We start from the raw sequence: 17631 nt of genomic DNA on the forward strand, positions 1-17631 counted from the left end.
ATAGCACTGTACATTTTATTTGTCAACAATCTTTCTTATTCTTTATATTTAGTTTATATTTTGAAAATAGGCCCACATGTCTGCACTACACTACATAGAGTCCATTCTGGATCCGCAGCACGATCTGTTCGCCGTCCTGATCGTGATACCTTCTTGTGATTACCCCTTCACAGCCGTACCTACCTTCTTCTGCCTCAAAAATACACTCATATACCGCATCCAGTGAGAAGGACTGCACTTCTCCTTTTCCAACATACAACGACATCTCTTCGGACTTACTGTCATAAGTCCGTATCCGTGTCATATATTTTTTTCTGTCCTGCTTTTCTGATTTTAAAAATACTTTCTTCATCTGAAGCACCGCCGCACCGTTTTCGTACATATTCTTCTCCTTCCTCAAAAGGGAGCCTCAGAAATCTGACGCTCCCTTTTTGTACACGCACACCTGTTTTCATGCGCTATTTCTGTTTTTCTTTTTTTATCTTTTCCAGCTCCGTAAATACATAATCGTTCACAACTTTAATGTATGTTCCCTTCATACCCGATGATCTGGATTCGATAACTCCTGCACTCTCAAATTTCCTTAGTGCATTTACGATTACCGATCTTGTGATTCCCACACGATCTGCAATCTTGCTTGCAACAAGAATGCCCTCCATGCCGTCCAGCTCTTCAAAGATATGGATGATCGCCTCCAGTTCTGAGAACGAAAGTGTACTGATAGCAGACTGTACGATCTGTTCTTTTCTTGTCTCCTCCGCGCTCTCCTCATTCACTGATCGAAGCATTTCCAAGCCGACAACCGTTGTACCATATTCACTGAGAATGATATCGTCAATCTCATACTCCTCATCCTGCTTGTAAATGAAGAGCGTTCCAAGCCGTTCGCCTGCGATTTCGATCGGAGAAACAATAGCCTGATACCCTTTCGATACCTCCGGAGAAAATCCAAGCGTCTGAAGATTCACATTTTCTTTTGTAGATAAAATACTCAGCAGCCGTTCATTCAGCATCGCATCGATATGTCCGCCTACTTCGCCTTTTATCAGTTCTGTCAGCGGTCTGACCTCGTCCCTTTTACTCACACCAAGTACCTTGCCCTTTTTGCTTACGACAAGAATATTGGAGTCGAGAATTTCTGTAAGCACTTCACAGATATCATTGAAAACAACTTTGCTGGAATTATTGTTGTGAAGCAGCTTGTTGATTTTTCTTGTCTTATCCAATAACTGTACACTCATAGTCTTCCTCCATCCAAAGATTTTTTGCACTGCCTCGAATTGCACGAACAAAAGTATAGAATACTCAACTGATATTCTAATATTATCATACAATTCTCACATTTTCAATAACTTACATGCTATTTTTCTTTGTTTTTATTTTCTACATACCCACACGTCTCATCAGCGCAAACAATCTTGTTCCCTTTTTCCAGCATATAACCTCCGCATTTCGGACATTTCTTATCGGAAGGCTTCTGCCAGGACATAAAATCACATTCTGGATTGTCCTCACACCCGTAATATCTTCTTCCTTTTTTCGTTTTCCGGATAACAATCTCTTTACCGCATTTCGGACAGCTGACACCTGCTTTTTCCAGGTACGGCTTCGTATTTCTGCATTCCGGAAAGCCAGGACATGCCAGGAATTTTCCGTGAGGTCCGTATTTAACAACCATATTCCGCCCGCACTCTTCGCAGATCACATCTGTCACTTCATCTTCGATCTTTACTTCTTCCAGCTCTTTCTCTGCGACTTCCACGGCTTCTTCCAGATCCGGGTAGAAGTTGCTTATGACGGTCTTCCACTGTACTTTTCCTTCCGCCACCTTGTCAAGCAACCCTTCCATGTTGGCGGTAAAATTCACATCCACAATACTCTCGAATGACTTCCGCATCATATTGTTGACGACCTCTCCAAGCTCCGTGAGGTAGAGATTTTTATTTTCTTTGGCTACATAACGTCTGGCAATGATCGTGGAGATTGTCGGGGCATACGTACTCGGCCGGCCAATGCCCAACTCTTCCAGGGCCTTCACAAGAGACGCCTCAGTATAGTGAGCTGGAGGCTGCGTAAAATGCTGCCGGCTGTCAAAAGACTCTTTGGTAAGCTCTGATTCTTTGGTAAGACCGTTCAGCAGAACATTGCTCTGTGTCTTTTCCTCGTCCGCCTGCACATATACCTGGCGAAAACCTTCAAAAAGGATTTTAGAAGCAGCCACAGTAAACCGGTATTTTCCGGCATCGATCTTCACGGATGTCGTCTCATATTTGGCAGGCTTCATCCTGCTGGCAGTAAATCGCTTCCAGATCAGCTGGTACAGCCTGAACTGATCTCTTGTGAGGGATTCTTTTACCATGGCCGGCGTCCTTGCGATATCCGTCGGGCGGATCGCTTCGTGCGCATCCTGCACATTTTTTCCGCCATCTTTTTTCTTCTCTGTATCTTCCACGAAGTCCGGTCCGTAAACCTCCCCGATATACGTCTTGGCCGCTTCCATGGCCTCATCGGAAATACGGGTGGAATCGGTACGGAGGTAAGTAATGATACCGATTGTTCCCTGTCCTTTGATATCCACGCCTTCATAAAGCTGCTGCGCAATCCTCATCGTCTTCTGAGTCGCAAAATTCAGAACTTTGGATGCCTCCTGCTGAAGGGTACTTGTCGTAAACGGAACCGGAGCTTTCTGGCTTCTCTCTCCTTTTTTCACTTCGGCCACCTGGAAAGTCTCATTTTCCAGTTCACTGATAATCTGATTTTTTTCCTCTTCGGACCGAATCGTCATCTTCTCTTTTTCCGTACCATAAAATTTGGCTGTCAGGGGTTTTCTTTCTCCCTTTACTTTCAAAAGCACATCCAAAGACCAGTATTCTTCCGGGATAAATGCATCGATCTCCTCTTCCCGGTCTGCAATGATACGAAGCGCCACGGACTGCACCCTTCCTGCGCTCAGTCCCCTTTTTACTTTTTTCCAGAGAAGCGGACTGATCTTGTAGCCGATCACTCTGTCAAGGGCTCTTCTCGCCTGCTGGGCATCAACAAGATTCATGTCGATCTCCCTGGCATTTTTAATGGACTCTTTGACCGCTTTTTTTGTGATCTCATTGAAGCTGATCCGGTATACTTTTTTCCCTTCGAGCTTCAGCGCCTTTGTCAAATGCCAGGAGATCGCTTCGCCCTCCCGGTCGGGGTCAGTTGCCAGATAGATCTTATCTGCTTTTTTTACTTCTTTTCTGAGTTCCGCAAGAATCTCTCCTTTTCCGCGGATCGTGATGTACTTTGGCTCAAAATCATGTTCTACATCAATACCAAGCTGACTTTTCGGGAAATCACGTACATGCCCCTGCGATGCCATGACAACATAGCTGCTGCCAAGGAATTTCTTGATCGTCTTCACTTTTGCAGGGGATTCCACGATTACCAGATAACGTGCCATAATCTTATTCCTCCATCCAACTTCACATATTACTTCAATCGGATATAATAATTCTTCGAAATTTCCTGCACCCATCCTGCCAGTTCCAGCTGAAGCAGTATTTCCATGGTCTTTCCTCTCGAAAACCCGCTTTCTTCCTCCAGCTCAGAAAGGCTCTTGGGATACAAACAAAGCAAACTATACAACAATTTTTCCGGACTTTCAAGCTTTATTTCATTTTCTTCGGAATTTTTCACATTTTGAAATACTTTTTTCTGCATTTCATACGGGAGATCCAAAAGCAGTTCTTCCGGGGAAAGAAGGATGCCGGCTCCCTGCCTGATCAGTCGGTTGCATCCTTTGCTCAGCACACTTGTGACCGGGCCTGGAAGCGCGTACACGTCTTTTCCCTGCTCCAGAGCAAAATCGGCTGTGATCAGAGAACCGCTGCGTTCTTTCGCTTCCATGACGAGAACTATGTCCGACAGCCCGCTGATAATTCGGTTTCTAGGAGGAAAATTCCATGCCAGAGGAGGTGTCCCCGGCGGGTACTCCGACAGGATTCCCCCGGTTTTCTTAAGTGCTTCGTAAAGGCCACGGTTCTCTCTTGGATAACATACGTCCGCTCCGCATCCAAGTACAGCGACAGCGGTGCAGGATCCGTCCAGCGCCCCACGGATTCCTTCTCCGTCCACACCCCGGGCCATTCCACTGATTATATATATGCCGGATGCAGACAAGTTTTTCCCGAATTCATAAGCCATTTTGAGACCGTATGGACTTGCGCTCCTGGCTCCTACAATGGCCGCTGTGCCTTTTGGAAACCGAAAACAGTCCGGCCCCATTCCAAACAACGCGTACGGAGGATCTGGAATTTGTCTTAGTCTTTCGGGGTACTCCGCAGAAAAGTAAGTCACGATGCGCATCCCATTTTTTCTCGCTTTTTCCCACTCTCTCTTTCTTGCATCCATCACTCCCTTTCTTTGATTTTCCCGCAAATTCTCACACTCTTTCTCCGTCAGTAGCATGCAGGACTTGTATCCTGTTTCTTCTATATAAAACAGCTCTTTCTCTGTCCCAAACATCTCCCTCAGTTTTCTCTTCTGGGAAGATGTAATTCCTTTAACACATGCTAACCAGTATTCGTAAAACTCATTTTCTCTACACATCACGAATCCCTCCCCAAAGTTTGCTGTTTATATAGCGGTAGCTGATGGCCTCTGCCAAATGCTCGCTTTTGATCCGTTCACTCATTTCCATATCTGCGATAGTCCTTGCTACTTTCAGGATTTTGTGACAGCTTCTCGCCGTCAATCCCATACGTTCAAATGCCTTTTCAAGCAGTCCCCTTTCTTTTCTCTCCAGCTCACAGAACTGCTTGATTTTGCCGGACGGAATCTCTGCGTTTGTGGTAATCTTTGTGCCCTTATAGCGCATATTCTGTATGTTTCTCGTCTGTATGACGCGCTCACGGATCTGCGCCGATGTCTCCTCCTTTTCTTGGGAATTCAGCTCCTGAAAGGTCACGCGCGGGGCCTCCATGCAGATATCAATACGGTCAAGCAGCGGCTGGCTGACACGTCCAAGATATCGATGTATCTCTCCTGGCGTACAGCTGCATTTCTCATAGTCCGGATAATAGCCGCAGGGACACGGGTTCATAGCCGCTGTCAGAATCACATTGGCCGGGAAAATATAATTTCTTCTCTTTCTTACGATGTGAACTTCTTTTGTCTCCAATGGTTCCCTGAGTGCCTCCAGAACAGGCTTCTGAAATTCCGTCAGTTCGTCCAGAAAAAGCACACCTCTGTTGGCAAGGCTGATTTCCCCAGGTACCGGGTAGAGTCCGCCTCCCACAAGTGCCGCCCTCGTGATCGTATGGTGGACTTCCCGAAATGGCGGGGTGGTAATCATAGGACACTCCTCCCGGAGCAAACCGGCCACACTATACACCCCTGTTGTCTCCAGCATTTCTTCTTCTGTTAGCCTCGGCAGTATCGTCGCCATTCTCTGTGCAGCCATCGTTTTTCCTGATCCGGGTGCCCCGATATAAAGAATATTGTGTCCTCCGGAAGCCGCAATCTCAGCAGCTCTTTTTACCGCTCTTTGCCCACACATTTCAGAAAAATCTTTTTCATGATCTTCTCTTACGTTTATGTTCCTATTTCTTCTCGATCCAGATGAAAGTTTTCCGGAATTCAGGTAATCCCACACTTCTCCAAGCGTAGAGACACCGCAGACTTTGATCCCCTCTACCATTCCCCCTTCCGCCTCGTTCTCCTTTGGAACAATGCAGAGCCGATATCCCTTTTTCCGCGCTTCCGCAACAATAGGAAGAATTCCGTTTACTTTCCGCACGGAAGCATTCAATCCAAGTTCTCCTATGAACAAAGCATCCTCCGTCCTCGTGTCTGCAAAAATTCCCGCCGAAACAGCGAGGGCCACCGCGATGGGCAGGTCAAAAGACGCTCCTCTTTTCCTGATATCCGCCGGGGACAGATTTACTACCATTTTCTGAGGCTGCATTTTAATCCCCGTATGTCGGATCGCTGTCCTTACACGTTCCCCTGCTTCCTTTACTTCCGAAGAAAGGTATCCTACCATATGAAACAGCGGAAGACCATTGCTTGTATCCGCCTCCACGCGAACCTCACACACATTCAGACCGTCAATGACGGCAGACTTTACCATTGCAAAACCCATATTTTCTTTTCTGATCCACATGAAATGATACGGACGAAATATCCGTATATGCACCGGAATGGTACTAGAATTTCCTGTTTCTATCCTAAACGTTCTCTCTTACCATGTCAATTCTTATTTTGGAAAAGCACAAAGAATTCTGTCCACTCATAGACTATTATCAAACATGTTGAGAGGTGCCTGTCTTGAAATCATTTCCACAACCCCTCACGGCCGACGAAGAACGCGAGTATCTGCAGAAATATACAGAGGGAGACCTGGAAGCAAAACACATCCTCATCGAACATAATCTGCGCCTTGTGGCACATGTTGTCAAAAAATATCAGCATCTGTCCGAAGACTCCGAAGATCTGATCTCCATCGGCACGATCGGACTCATCAAGGCAGTGATGACGTTCAATCCAGACAAAGGGGTCCGTCTTGCCACTTACGCTGCCCGATGCATCGAAAATGCTATCCTCTCGCCAATGGGGTTTTACTCCCAGGAGAAATCCCCCAGCAAGGATTTCAGTCACATTGGAAGGTATTTACAAAGTTTTCAGATGAAAATTATCTCATGTGCAGAACAGAAGACGGCATTGTACAGTACGCTCCTCTGTGCATCCATACATTCCGGCTGATCGCTCCCCGCAAGCTCCTGGAAGCCCAGCAGTTTAATCAGCAGTATCACAGTTATGAAGAAATACAAAACGTTCCTGACCGTCTGCGCTGGTGCCGCCATCACATGGGGCTGATGCAGAAAGAGGTTGCAGAACAGATCGGGATCTCCAGAGGGCACTATATAGATTATGAAGTAGGATATGTAGATTACTACCCGAAAGAAGTGGTGGACAGGCTGGCAGACTTCTATCATATCCCGGTTGAAGACCTTCTGGATGAATACAATCTTTTCTTATATAAAGGTCAGGGGAAAATGCTAAAAGAGTGCCGGGAAAAAATGGGGTTAAAGAAGAAACCCTTTGCGAGAATGCTGCATGTGAATCCAAATACTTACCGGAACTGGGAATCAGATAAAAAAAGAATGTTTAAGCTTACCTGGGAAAAATATTTTCGTGAAGTGCTCTTAGCCAACCAGAATGCATCAAATCAGAATAACATTTGAATAATTGAAGTCATACTTCGACAGACTGACCATCTTGAACCCAGATCGTCAGTCTGTTTTTTCTTTGACAGCTGAATGGATGATCTCATCAATCAACTGTATTTTCTGTTCAGAGGGGCAATTCAACCTGTTGATATACTGACCGACCATATCAGCGTGGACGCCTGCCGCCCGGACTGCCAGCTCATGTCTGCCCTCTTCTGTTTTCGGATAATGAACGATCACATGGATCGGAGCACTTTTCCTTGCGATACCACGCACCTCCCCGGTATTTCAGTTTATGAACGAGAAGTTGTCCGCTATTCTTCCGGAGACTGTTTCCTTTTTCTGCATCATCACATTAAATTTGATGTTATAATATATAGAAGAAACGCATTAAAACTTCTTTGTGATACCATCTTATCAGGGAGTTTGCAAAAGCTCATTGAGCGCAGTTTGAGCATAAATTGACCAGGATCAGGAGGAAATATATGGAACGCTGCGATTTCAGTTCAATCATTACCACGGTTCGCAAATATATCGGCGATGACAGAGGAATGAATCAGATTGATCTGCTTTATGAATTGTTTGAAGGTTTTCTTGAAGAGGAATCTTCACAGGACTTTGATTTTGACAACGGTCTTGTCTGCCGCTGGTTTAACGGACAGGCCCGGATCAGCCCCCGCATCTCCGGATATTATCTCCATACAGACAACAGGAACCGTCTGGCTGATGATATAAAAACAAATATTCTGCCGCTAATGTGTGACAGCGCAATGGCAATACAGGAAATCTACAAGATCCTGATACAGGATGGAACTATTTCCGATCAGAAAAAAGACCAGCTTACTCAGGATTACCCGTGTCATACTTCTGAAGAACAGGCTGCTTTTCTTGCGTCTGTTCTTTGCTTTGGAATGGAACGGACATTTGTTAAAAGGAACGCTGCCACCAAAAAACTGCTTGCTGTCGGAACACTGTCTCCGGTAATCAGTGATTTTGTTTATAACGGAGAAGTTCCCAAGGCGTGTGCTCATTTCTGCGGAAGGGATCAAGAGCTTTCCACACTTCACGAATTAATTTCAGAAAAGCGGATCATTTTTCTGCAGGGGATTGCCGGTATCGGGAAAAGCGAACTTGCCAAAGCATATGCAGAAAACTACAGAAAAGACTATACAAATATCTTGTATCTGATCTACAGCGGCAATCTGAGGCAGGATATCATTGATCTGGATTTTGTGGATGATCTGCCGGAAGATACAGAAGAAGACCGTTTCCGCAAGCACAACCGTTTCCTGCGGTCACTAAAAGAAGATACTTTGCTTATCATAGACAACTTTAATACTACAGCCGGAAAAGACGCCTTCTTCTCCGTACTGTTAAAATACCGCTGCCGTATCCTTTTTACTACCCGGAGCCGTTTTGACAACTATGCGTCTTTCAATCTTGAAGAAATATCTGATCATGATGCTTTATTGTCACTAATAAGATATTTCTTCTCAGATGCAGAGAAGGAACATTCTATCCTGGAGCAGATTATTCAGGCCGTTCACAGCCATACACTGGCGGTAGAATTATCCGCACGTCTGTTGGAAACAGGCATCCTGGAACCACAGGAATTACTGGCACGGCTGCAGATTGAAAAATCTGCACTTGGCGCAACAGATACCATTGATATCGTAAAAGACGGGCAAAGTCGGAAAGCTACCTATTATGACCATATACATACGTTGTTTTCTCTGTATCGCCTCTCCGAAGAAGAACTTGATATTATGCGGGGACTGATTTTTACTCCCGTCAGTGGAATCAGCGGACGGCTGTATGCGAACTGGATGAAACTCCCGGACATGAACAGAATCAATGACCTGATTGAAAAAGGCTTTGTACAGACACAGTCCGCAAGACAGATTTCTCTTCATCCTATGATACAGGAAGTGGCAGTTGACGAGACCAGACCGTCAATGAATAACAGTGCTGTACTGCTTAACAGCCTGCAGACCATCTGTCTATTCCATGGACGTGACGTCACCTGGCACAAACCGCTGTTTCTGACCATCGAGAACATCATCCGGGAGATTGCAGATGACAATACGCCGGCTTATTTGAGTTTTCTGGAAGATGTATTTCCCTACATGGAAAAGTACCACTATACTGCCGGGATGGAATTAGTCATCGGCAAATTATCCGGGCTACTTACGGACGAAACTGTCGGACGCAGCACAGACCGGGCGCTTCTTCTGGATTATCGTGCAGCCTGTGAAGATAAAACAGAAAAAGCCATTAAACTGGAAAAGGAAGCCATCGCCTTGATCCCGGAGATCTCAGAAGAAAATGCTCACCTTGTTTCCAATCTCTGCTCCAATCTGGGCGGGCTTTACAAAGAAGCAGGGAAACGGGATCTGGCACAGCAGTCTATGGAGCAGGGGCTTCGGATTCTGGAACAGTATGATCTTCTTTACTACCATGACAGTATTGCCCAGACTGCGAACTATGCCGTTCTCCTTACTGAAATGGGGCAGCCGGAAATAGGGCTCTCCGCTCTGAAAAAACTATCCCGGATGATCCGGGACTTGAACTCTGACCAGACCTTGGATTACGCCACAGTTCAGGAAACAATGGGCGGTATCTGCCTGATTACAGGTGAAGTCAAACAGGCCACCTCTCATTTTAAAAAAGCACTGGCTATCTATGAAGGGGTATATAATGGGGAACGGGATATGATTGAAACGAAAAAACAGGAAATCCTCCAGACTTATACACAGGCAGGGATAGCCTTAGGACAGCAGCTGCTTAATAATTAGAAAACAAAAAGACTAAAAGCCTGAACGGTAAAATCAGAAAAAATCTTTCTAATCTGTCAGGCTTTTTATTCTTTTACATATACGATCAGTTCTCCAATCTCACACTCCAGATAACTGCACAATTTACAGACCAGATTTGCATCTATCCGTTGGAATTCATTTCTGCAATATCTGTTAAAATTTGCTCTTGGAATATCCAAGTCACGGCAGATCGTATTCTTGCTGATTCCCTTTTCTTTCAACAATTCTTCTATTATCCGCAGGAAGGAGCGCCCATGACAGACAGAATCCGAAGCACCAATGTCCGGTTTAACCTGGACAAGGAGATCCCTGCCCAGGCATGGCAGTATCTCCAGACTATGGACAGGCAGGAATTCAAATCCTACAGTCAGGTAATCGCCGCCGCTCTGGTGGATTACTTTGACCGCTATTACAAAAGCCGGGAGGATCCCTATATGGAAACTCGGGAGCAGGAAGAACAGTTTGTACAGCAGATCGTCTCTGCGGTGGAGAAGTCAATGGAAAAAGCACTTCCGGTCTTTCTGGCCGGCTGCATGGCCGGGCTGTCAAAGTCCGATGTAGCCGTTCCCCCGGCAGAATCTCCGGTGACTGACCCGGATGCCGATGTAGACTGGGATTTTCTGGGCGAGTAGTCCCTGAACCTGTCATTTGAGGGGAGGTGGCACATGACACAGTTTCTCACGCCGGACAGCCAGATCCTGAACTATCTGGTATTCCCAAGATTTTTACTGGAAATAGATAATCTGAATGAGACAGCAAAGATCCTTTACATGATCCTGCTCGACCGGGCAAGGCTGTCACAGAAGAATGACAGATGGACGGATGAAAATGGCCATGTATACCTCTTCTTCACCATCCCCTCTCTGGCAGACGCCATGCATAAGAGCGAAATGACCATCAAAACGGCGCTGAAAGCATTGGAAGAAAAACAACTCATTTATAGAAAGCGCCAGGGGATCGGACGTCCTAACCGCATCTATGTAAAGTATCCGGATGCCCTGCCGTCCACAGACAAAAATCTGTCCATCAGAGAGACAGAAAACTGTCTGTCAGAGAGACAGGATCTTGTCTGTCAGAAAGACAGGAATCTGTCCGGTAGTAAAAATAAGAAGAACAAATATCAAGAGAAAAAACGATGGGATCGGGGAAACCGCATTCCTTACGGTCCCGGTTCCGACCGGAAATATGAATGCAAGGAGGAGGAAAGCCTATGACCTTAAAAGAGGACGAATATTTAATCGAAGCGGACGAGCTCATTTACTGTTCCAAATGCCATACGCCGCGGCAGTGCAGAGTCCAGTTTGGCGGGAAAGAATTCCGTCCGGCCATACGGTGCCGCTGTCAGCAGGAAGCATACGAACAGCAGGAGAAAGAACGGAAACAGCGGGAATTCCTGGAGCATATCTCACGGCTCAAGGCCAGCGGCCTGCAGGACAAAGCGCTACGGGATTATAACTTTTCAAATGACAAAGGCTATAATCCGGAAATCCGGAAAGCACATGAGTATGTCGCCCACTGGAAGGAGATGAAAGAAAAGTCTCTGGGGCTTCTGCTCTGGGGAGATGTAGGGACAGGGAAATCCTTTTTTGCCGGATGTATCGCTAACGCACTGTTGGAACAGGGCGTGCCGGTTCTGATGACCAATTTTGCCCGCATCCTGAACACCTTGACCAGGATGTACTCCGATGACCGGAACCGCTTCATTGAAAGCTTCAATCAATACAGCCTGCTGATCATCGATGACCTTGGCGTAGAACGCAGTTCTGAGTTTGCCCTGGAGCAGGTATTCAGTGTCATCGACAGCCGTTACCGGAGCAGGAAACCCATGATCATCACAACAAATCTGACTCTGGAAGAGCTGAAAAATCCGCAGGATCTGGCACACGCCAGAATTTATGACCGCATACTGGAGCGCTGTATTCCCGTGAAGATCAGCCGTCAGAATATACGGGAGATGAATGCCGCTTCTAACCTGAAAGAAGTACGGAAACTGTTCCAATCTGACACCGTGGACAGGAAATAGCATACCAGAAGAACAGGAAAACCATACCGGTCAGATCAAGACCGCACACGCACACAGGTATCAGTACCGGAACACGGCACAGTCGGTACCGGACAGATACCGGAAAGGAACTTTTATGGAAAAATTATCAACAGAAGAAACAAAAAAGCAGTTACTGCAGGCAAAACACCGGATGGAGGCTGCCCAGGCCAGAGACCGGAAAAAAGAGCGGAGCGCCCGGACAAGGCGCCTGATCCTGGAAGGAGCGGAACTGGAACGTGTTGTACCGGAAGTCCGGGAGATGACAACGGAGGAGCTTCGGCATTTTCTTCTGCTCCATTTACAGAAACATTCTTAAGCAGCAATAGCTCTGCATGTTTTTATTCCCGAAGGGCGCACTTACTCATCACTTCGTCGTCGCAAAGTCCGCTTTCCTCCGTTTTCGCCTCCGGCGGAAACTACGGACGCTACCTTGCTCCTCCTCTCCCCACAAAGCAGGCTTTGCGGGGTCCCCGTGAAGCGGTGGTATCCCTCCCGCTGGTCGGGCTCGTGCGCTCTGCCGAGGGCTATCCGCTGCTGGCAGGCAGCACCGGCTATGCAGCCATCCATCCGCCGGGTTTCGGCGGATACACCTGCCGGAAGAACACCGGCAAGTTTTCCGGCAGGATCCTCCAGCCGGAGATGGCTGCCTGCGAAAACCTGCCACCGGCAGCTTTTCTGCAGAGGAACATGGAAACAACCATGTTCCTTTATAGTACAGCGATATTCACAGGAAGGAGATGATTGTTATCGCAATTTACCATATGTCGTCAAAAGTAGTCAGCAGGGGGGCAGGCCGCTCCGCCGTTGCTGCTTCTGCCTATCTTAGCTGCAGTCGCATGTATAATGATTACGATGGTGTCCAGCATGATTATACCCGGAAACAGGGACTTATTTTTCAGGAAGTCCTTCTCCCACCAAAGGCTTCACCAGAATGGAAAGATCGGGAGCAGCTCAGGAATGCCGTGGAACGAGCCGAGAAAACCAAAGACAGCAGGCTTGCCAGAGAATTTGTTGTCGCACTTCCCATTGAACTGCCAAGGAAGGTACAAATCTCATTACTCCGTGATTTCATCCAAAATAATTTTGTCGATATGGGAATGTGTGCTGACTTTGCGATCCACGACACAGACGGTCATAATCCCCACGCCCATATCCTGCTAACCGTCCGCCCGCTGGAAACTGACGGAACCTGGCAGTATAAAACACAGAAAGAATACCTCTGCATCAGGAATGGGGAAGAAAAAGGCTTTACTGCCTCCGAATTTAAAGATGCTCAGACAAAGGGGTGGGAAAAGCAATATCCTTATAAAGTCGGAAAAAAAAGGTATATATGACACCTTCAGCAGCCCAGGAACATGGTTATATCCGAGCAGACAAACATCCGAAAAGCACCCGTTTCGGCAGACAGAATCCTGTTTCAGAACAGTGGAACAGCGAAGCACAGCTTCGAGAATGGCGGAAAGCATTGGCAGATGCAGTCAACCATACTTTACAGGAACATCAGATCGACACCCGGATAGATTACCGTAGTTTTGCTGATCAGGGACGTGATGAACAGCCTACCATCCATGAGGGATACCATGCAAGAGATATGGAGAAGAAAGGATTGATTTCCGACCGCTGTGAGATCAACCGGCAGATACGATCAGATAATCGACTCTTCCGGGAATTAAAACGGCAGGTAGAAAAAATGGCAAAGACAATCAGCGAAAATATCCCTGCCATCGCCAGACGATTGGAACAGCTCCGGGGTACAATGATTATGATCCGCTATTATCTGTTCCATAACCGTATGCAGGCATCCTCCGCAAGTAAATGGATCTCTATGATCACACCGGTTTTGAAGAAATACAAAGCCATCACAAAGACAATCCGGACAAAGCAGGCTGAAAAGAAGTCCCTCCAGTCACAGAAAAAGGAACTCAACTTTCTGCAGCCGGTTCAGTACTATCAGATCAGCCGGAAGATCACGACTCTTACTGAGGATATTGAGGAATTACTATCGCTGAAAGAACGACTTATCTCTGATAATTATTTTCACAATGAATCTGAAATTAAAACTAGCGAATTAACTCTACAAAAACAGCAAGATTTTTTAAATAAACTGAACTTACAAAACGAAAACTTATGGAACCAACTAACAGAAAATCAAAAACTATTTCAGGAAATAAAAAAACTGTTTGCTCTGAAAAATTGGAGGAACTGTTTGACACCAGAGCTGATATGAGAGAAACCGTCAGAAATCAGATTTATCAGAAATTATCTCAGACAATAGGACAGGAATTCGATACATCCCTGTTTTATGACTCTGTCAGAGATATAGATAACCGCCTACTTGAAGATTCAGAAGCATTCCGTACCCAAGCTTTTCAAAAACAGATTGCAAAAGAATTGGGATGCAGGAAAGATCAATCTAGCCTGCAAAAAAGAAAAATTCAAGATTATCAACGATAAAGGGAATCACCTTTCTCTAATATTTATGTGCAAAACTATATAATATTTATATAAACGAAATTTTAAATATCAATTTTATGCCCTCCTGCGCTGTTTATTTGCAGTTTGCAGACCAACATTAATCCGAGCGCAGGAGGGCATATTTATATCTAAAACTCTGTGTTTCTCAGGTATAGCAGGAGAAGTTTATAAAATTTTTATGGGATAATGAATCTTTCTACTCTTTCCTGATCAATGAAAATTCGGACAATTCTACTGTTGAGGCAGGGGTATCAATTTCTGAAACTGCTCCCATTGAGATAACCATAGAAGCATTCGTCTCTGTTTCGTCATTCATTGTAAACGCTACTGTAAACTCTTTCTCCTGATCTTTATCCAGCACCAGGTCTTCTCCACCGTACCATGTGTAGCTCGGGCTGAGCATTGCCAGTTTGATCGTCCGGCCTTCTGAAGACTTTGCCTTGAATATAACTTTGTAGTGCGCTCCCTGTTCAAAAACGATTCCATTCTGCTTTAACTGTACATTCCGATCCTCGGTTCCAACTTCGCTAATCCTATATGCGGCACACCCATTTTCACAAGAACATCTGCTGCTCCCGGGGATGTAACTGCATTCTCCCAACCTTCATTTCCGGAAGAAAAATCACCGTTTACCAGAAGGTTTTCTCTTCTCCTACTGGCTGTTTACCGATATCCGGTGCATCAATCTTTTCAAGATTAATATTATCAATGCAGATACGGTGTTTTACTGCTATCTGATTTCCTCCAACTGCTCCCATAGAAATACTGAGAAGTGCTTTCGGATCTGTTTCGCCTGTCATCTGAAAAACAGTCTCATAATTATTATACTCAGTTCCCAGTTCTACGATTTTTTCTCCCGAATAAGGTGTCCAGTCATCATCACTAGATCCGTCTCTCTGGATCGCAAACATCAGCTCTCTTGGTATACTTGCCTTAGCATCAAGAGAAAGCCTGTACCACTGTCCCTTTTCAATTTCCACATTGTTTTGCTTCAGCTGGATCTTCCATGCCGCATCTCCTGTATTATTAATTGTAAAATCCGCGGCATTGTCTTCGCTCAGGCTGTCAACAACATATGTAACGTCTGATGAAATACTACTATCAACATACGGCTCATATCCAGAAAATCCTGCGTTAAAACTTCCGTTTTTGATCAGGCTGTCCTCCTCGATACGCACATTATCAATATAATAGGTACCTGGTGTTTCAAAAACAAACGCAAGATCCGTGTCTGCATGTTCACCAGCCACTGTCAGTTTGTTATCATATTCCTGCTCTTCCCCATTTAATTCAAACTCGTACTGCTGTCCGGCTACTTTTACCAGTATCTTCTTTCCTGGCTCTCCCTCTGCTGTAAAGCTCATTGCATACGTATTGCCTGAGGATAAGGCCAGGTCCGTCTGTAATACAATAACCGGATTATTGGCTGACGTCCCCTCCGGAGCATTTACCATCAGTCTCCGTATGTTATTCTCATTGGTAACACTTACTTCCGCTCCATCATTTTTCTGTACATCCCAGTATCCGAGACGCTCTTCTCCTTCCTGGAAACTGCCGTTATACACATAGTTTCCGTCTGCAAGGATTCCTTTTTCACCGTCCGTTATCACGATTTCATCTGTTTTCTTCAGTGACACATTGCTGATCCTGATTCCTGACGTTGACCCCGCTGCTCCCATATTGAATTCTAGTCTTCCATTCGCATCATTGCTGTCCGTCATTGTAAAATCAAGGTTATACGTCTGTTTCTCCTGAGTAAGGCTGATCTCCGTATCATTAAGATAACGCCGGAACGATCTTTCAGGTGCGGATATACCTACTTTCATTGTTCTGTCCGCATCTGCATATGCATTAAAGCTGAGCTGATATACTCCGCCCTGTTTCATTGGAAGATTTGGCTGTACAAGCTGAACGCTGTAGTCAACTGTACCCTCATTTTCTGTCGTAACTTCAATTTCATTATTTCTGATCTCTGCACCGGCTTCACCGCCCAGTGCTGTCAGGAATACCCAGTCTTTATCATCCGTCAGTTCCTCTTTTACGGAGAAATCCCCATTGATAATATAATTCCCGTTTTCATCGGGATCTCTGAGAATCACTTCTTCTATCGGCTTTGTAACATTTTCATCATAACTGTCCTTCTGATATACTTTCACATAGTCAATATAGTATGCTGAATTTTCAATGTCCGTCGTATCATCAGGATTTCCAGGCCAGTTGCCGCCGACCGCAAGATTCAGAATGATATAAAATGGCTGATCAAACGGAGCGGGATATGTGATTTCTCCCTGTCCTTCAGTTGCAGAATACCAGTTATCCTCTGTATGAATCAATTTTCCATCTACATACCAGCTGATTTTTCCCGGCTCCCACTCTACATCAAACACATGGTATTCCTCAGAAAACGCCCCTTCATCCAAAGTATAACTTCCCTGACTCTCACTGTGAGGATTTCCATAATGTATGGTTCCGTAGGACGTATCCGTATTATTCCCAAGAACTTCCATAATATCAATCTCTCCACACCGCGGCCACTGTCCGTACAGATTCTCATCTGTCGGCATCATCCAAAATGCCGGGAGAAATCCCTGACCTTCCGGAACTTTCACTCTGGCCTCAAAAAGCCCGTATTTGAAATCATGCTTATGCTGCGTATTGATTCGCCCGGATGTATAGGACACGCTTCCGTCTTCATTCATGTTCTCTACCGGTTTCAATACAAGGCTTCCGTCTTGAAGATAGATATTTTCCGGTGAATCCACATATGACTGAAGTTCATTATTCACCCAGCCCGGATCATGCAGTTCCACATTCCAGTCATCCCGATTCAAAGATTCACCTTCGAACTGATCTTCCCATTTCAGGTTATATCCTTCATAGGAAAGATCTGTTGTCTGTTCCTCTTCTTTATTTTCCGTTTGATATGTAATCGTAGCTTTCAAACTAACTTCCTCCCCATCTATTGTTATCATCTTTACAACTTCTTCGTTTCTCACTTCTGAAACTTTATCGTCTGGTTCTGGCGCTCTTACTGTCAGAGATGCCGGAAGAAGTGTGCCAGCCATTGCCACCACCGGTAAAAGAGAAAGTA

At 45.5% G+C, this 17631-nt stretch carries 17 protein-coding genes and 1 pseudogene; 9 read left to right on the forward strand and 9 right to left on the reverse strand.

Going from position 1 to position 17631, the window contains the following annotated elements:
• Positions 1 to 85: 85 nt before the first annotated feature.
• The 5 genes from FLB61_RS00270 to FLB61_RS00290 form a co-directional block, all read right to left on the reverse strand.
• Positions 86 to 382, reverse strand: coding sequence for a hypothetical protein (locus FLB61_RS00270; RefSeq protein ID WP_087199613.1), 297 nt, complete (start codon positions 380 to 382; stop codon positions 86 to 88).
• A 76-nt stretch (positions 383 to 458) separates the two neighbouring features.
• Positions 459 to 1241, reverse strand: a complete 783-nt coding sequence (gene codY, locus FLB61_RS00275) for a GTP-sensing pleiotropic transcriptional regulator CodY (RefSeq protein ID WP_087199611.1) — start codon at positions 1239 to 1241, stop codon at positions 459 to 461.
• Positions 1242 to 1360: 119 nt separating this feature from the next.
• Entirely contained in the window at positions 1361 to 3436 is a 2076-nt protein-coding gene (topA, locus tag FLB61_RS00280) for a type I DNA topoisomerase (protein ID WP_087211187.1), read from the reverse strand.
• A gap of 29 nt (positions 3437 to 3465) precedes the next feature.
• Positions 3466 to 4584, reverse strand: a complete 1119-nt coding sequence (gene dprA, locus FLB61_RS00285) for a DNA-processing protein DprA (protein WP_087211184.1) — start codon at positions 4582 to 4584, stop codon at positions 3466 to 3468.
• The gene (locus FLB61_RS00290) at positions 4577 to 6118 is read right to left on the reverse strand and encodes a YifB family Mg chelatase-like AAA ATPase (protein WP_221919104.1); all 1542 of its coding nucleotides are present in this window, start codon (positions 6116 to 6118) and stop codon (positions 4577 to 4579) included. The genes dprA and FLB61_RS00290 overlap by 8 nt, the downstream gene beginning before the upstream one ends.
• A 185-nt stretch (positions 6119 to 6303) precedes the next feature.
• Between FLB61_RS00290 and FLB61_RS13305 the strand changes: the two are divergent.
• Together FLB61_RS13305 and FLB61_RS00300 are read left to right on the forward strand one after the other, a co-directional pair.
• Positions 6304 to 6612, forward strand: a pseudogene (locus tag FLB61_RS13305) (sigma-70 family RNA polymerase sigma factor); the annotation flags it as partial.
• Between the two features lie 62 nt (positions 6613 to 6674).
• Positions 6675 to 7220: a helix-turn-helix transcriptional regulator gene (locus FLB61_RS00300; RefSeq protein ID WP_221919105.1), complete on the forward strand. Its 546-nt coding sequence runs from the start codon at positions 6675 to 6677 to the stop codon at positions 7218 to 7220.
• Positions 7221 to 7268: 48 nt separating this feature from the next.
• On the opposite strand, the gene FLB61_RS00305 is transcribed toward FLB61_RS00300, so the two are convergent.
• A complete protein-coding gene (locus FLB61_RS00305; RefSeq protein WP_207744723.1) occupies positions 7269 to 7481 on the reverse strand; it encodes a hypothetical protein in 213 nt (70 codons plus the stop codon).
• A 209-nt stretch (positions 7482 to 7690) separates the two neighbouring features.
• Between FLB61_RS00305 and FLB61_RS00310 the strand changes: the two genes are divergently transcribed.
• The gene (locus tag FLB61_RS00310) at positions 7691 to 10000 is read left to right on the forward strand and encodes a tetratricopeptide repeat protein (protein WP_330625452.1); all 2310 of its coding nucleotides are present in this window, start codon (positions 7691 to 7693) and stop codon (positions 9998 to 10000) included.
• Positions 10001 to 10065: 65 nt separating this feature from the next.
• Here the strand turns inward: FLB61_RS00310 and FLB61_RS00315 are convergent, their stop codons facing one another.
• The gene (locus FLB61_RS00315; protein ID WP_330625453.1) at positions 10066 to 10242 is read right to left on the reverse strand and encodes a helix-turn-helix transcriptional regulator; all 177 of its coding nucleotides are present in this window, start codon (positions 10240 to 10242) and stop codon (positions 10066 to 10068) included.
• 33 nt (positions 10243 to 10275) lie between these two features.
• Here FLB61_RS00315 and FLB61_RS00320 point away from each other — a divergent pair, with 33 nt between their 5' ends.
• The 6 genes from FLB61_RS00320 (at position 10276) to FLB61_RS13115 (ending at position 14292) form a co-directional block, all read left to right on the forward strand.
• On the forward strand, positions 10276 to 10653 hold the full coding sequence (locus tag FLB61_RS00320) for an adenylate cyclase (protein WP_221919106.1): 378 nt from the start codon (positions 10276 to 10278) through the stop codon (positions 10651 to 10653).
• 33 nt (positions 10654 to 10686) lie between these two features.
• The gene (locus FLB61_RS00325; RefSeq protein WP_221919107.1) at positions 10687 to 11235 is read left to right on the forward strand and encodes a replication initiator protein A; all 549 of its coding nucleotides are present in this window, start codon (positions 10687 to 10689) and stop codon (positions 11233 to 11235) included.
• Positions 11232 to 12044: an ATP-binding protein gene (locus tag FLB61_RS00330; RefSeq protein ID WP_246599046.1), complete on the forward strand. Its 813-nt coding sequence runs from the start codon at positions 11232 to 11234 to the stop codon at positions 12042 to 12044. Before FLB61_RS00325 ends, FLB61_RS00330 begins: the two co-directional genes overlap by 4 nt.
• A 115-nt stretch (positions 12045 to 12159) precedes the next feature.
• On the forward strand, positions 12160 to 12381 hold the full coding sequence (locus tag FLB61_RS00335) for a DUF3847 domain-containing protein (RefSeq protein WP_071144372.1): 222 nt from the start codon (positions 12160 to 12162) through the stop codon (positions 12379 to 12381).
• Positions 12382 to 12802: 421 nt separating this feature from the next.
• The gene (locus FLB61_RS13110) at positions 12803 to 13399 is read left to right on the forward strand and encodes a MobA/MobL family protein (protein ID WP_275952186.1); all 597 of its coding nucleotides are present in this window, start codon (positions 12803 to 12805) and stop codon (positions 13397 to 13399) included.
• A complete protein-coding gene (locus FLB61_RS13115) occupies positions 13396 to 14292 on the forward strand; it encodes a MobA/MobL family protein (protein ID WP_275952187.1) in 897 nt (298 codons plus the stop codon). The genes FLB61_RS13110 and FLB61_RS13115 overlap by 4 nt, the downstream gene beginning before the upstream one ends.
• 444 nt (positions 14293 to 14736) lie before the next feature.
• Here FLB61_RS13115 and FLB61_RS00345 read toward each other — a convergent pair whose 3' ends face one another.
• Complete coding sequence (locus FLB61_RS00345; protein WP_221919109.1) at positions 14737 to 15141, reverse strand: carbohydrate binding domain-containing protein; 405 nt, start codon at positions 15139 to 15141, stop codon at positions 14737 to 14739.
• Positions 15142 to 15169: 28 nt separating this feature from the next.
• Positions 15170 to 17605, reverse strand: coding sequence for a carbohydrate binding domain-containing protein (locus FLB61_RS00350; RefSeq protein ID WP_221919110.1), 2436 nt, complete (start codon positions 17603 to 17605; stop codon positions 15170 to 15172).
• Positions 17606 to 17631 lie beyond the last annotated feature (26 nt).

It is taken from the genome of Sellimonas caecigallum, assembly GCF_019754295.1.
In the GTDB taxonomy this organism is placed as follows: Bacteria; Bacillota; Clostridia; order Lachnospirales; family Lachnospiraceae; genus Sellimonas; species Sellimonas caecigallum.

Excerpts from the sequence above, each read along its gene's own strand:
- FLB61_RS00335 (WP_071144372.1), top strand. The coding sequence starts at position 12,160 with ATGGAAAAATTATCAACAGAAGAAACAAAAAAGCAGTTACTGCAGGCA.
- FLB61_RS00290 (WP_221919104.1), bottom strand. The coding sequence starts at position 6,118 with ATGGGTTTTGCAATGGTAAAGTCTGCCGTCATTGACGGTCTGAATGTG.
- topA (WP_087211187.1), bottom strand. The coding sequence starts at position 3,436 with ATGGCACGTTATCTGGTAATCGTGGAATCCCCTGCAAAAGTGAAGACG.
- FLB61_RS00310 (WP_330625452.1), top strand. The coding sequence starts at position 7,691 with ATGGAACGCTGCGATTTCAGTTCAATCATTACCACGGTTCGCAAATAT.
- FLB61_RS00270 (WP_087199613.1), bottom strand. The coding sequence starts at position 382 with ATGTACGAAAACGGTGCGGCGGTGCTTCAGATGAAGAAAGTATTTTTA.
- dprA (WP_087211184.1), bottom strand. The coding sequence starts at position 4,584 with ATGTGTAGAGAAAATGAGTTTTACGAATACTGGTTAGCATGTGTTAAA.
- codY (WP_087199611.1), bottom strand. The coding sequence starts at position 1,241 with ATGAGTGTACAGTTATTGGATAAGACAAGAAAAATCAACAAGCTGCTT.
- FLB61_RS00350 (WP_221919110.1), bottom strand. The coding sequence starts at position 17,605 with ATGGCTGGCACACTTCTTCCGGCATCTCTGACAGTAAGAGCGCCAGAA.
- FLB61_RS00300 (WP_221919105.1), top strand. The coding sequence starts at position 6,675 with ATGTGCAGAACAGAAGACGGCATTGTACAGTACGCTCCTCTGTGCATC.
- FLB61_RS13110 (WP_275952186.1), top strand. The coding sequence starts at position 12,803 with ATGATTGTTATCGCAATTTACCATATGTCGTCAAAAGTAGTCAGCAGG.
- FLB61_RS00320 (WP_221919106.1), top strand. The coding sequence starts at position 10,276 with ATGACAGACAGAATCCGAAGCACCAATGTCCGGTTTAACCTGGACAAG.
- FLB61_RS00325 (WP_221919107.1), top strand. The coding sequence starts at position 10,687 with ATGACACAGTTTCTCACGCCGGACAGCCAGATCCTGAACTATCTGGTA.
- FLB61_RS13115 (WP_275952187.1), top strand. The coding sequence starts at position 13,396 with ATGACACCTTCAGCAGCCCAGGAACATGGTTATATCCGAGCAGACAAA.
- FLB61_RS00330 (WP_246599046.1), top strand. The coding sequence starts at position 11,232 with ATGACCTTAAAAGAGGACGAATATTTAATCGAAGCGGACGAGCTCATT.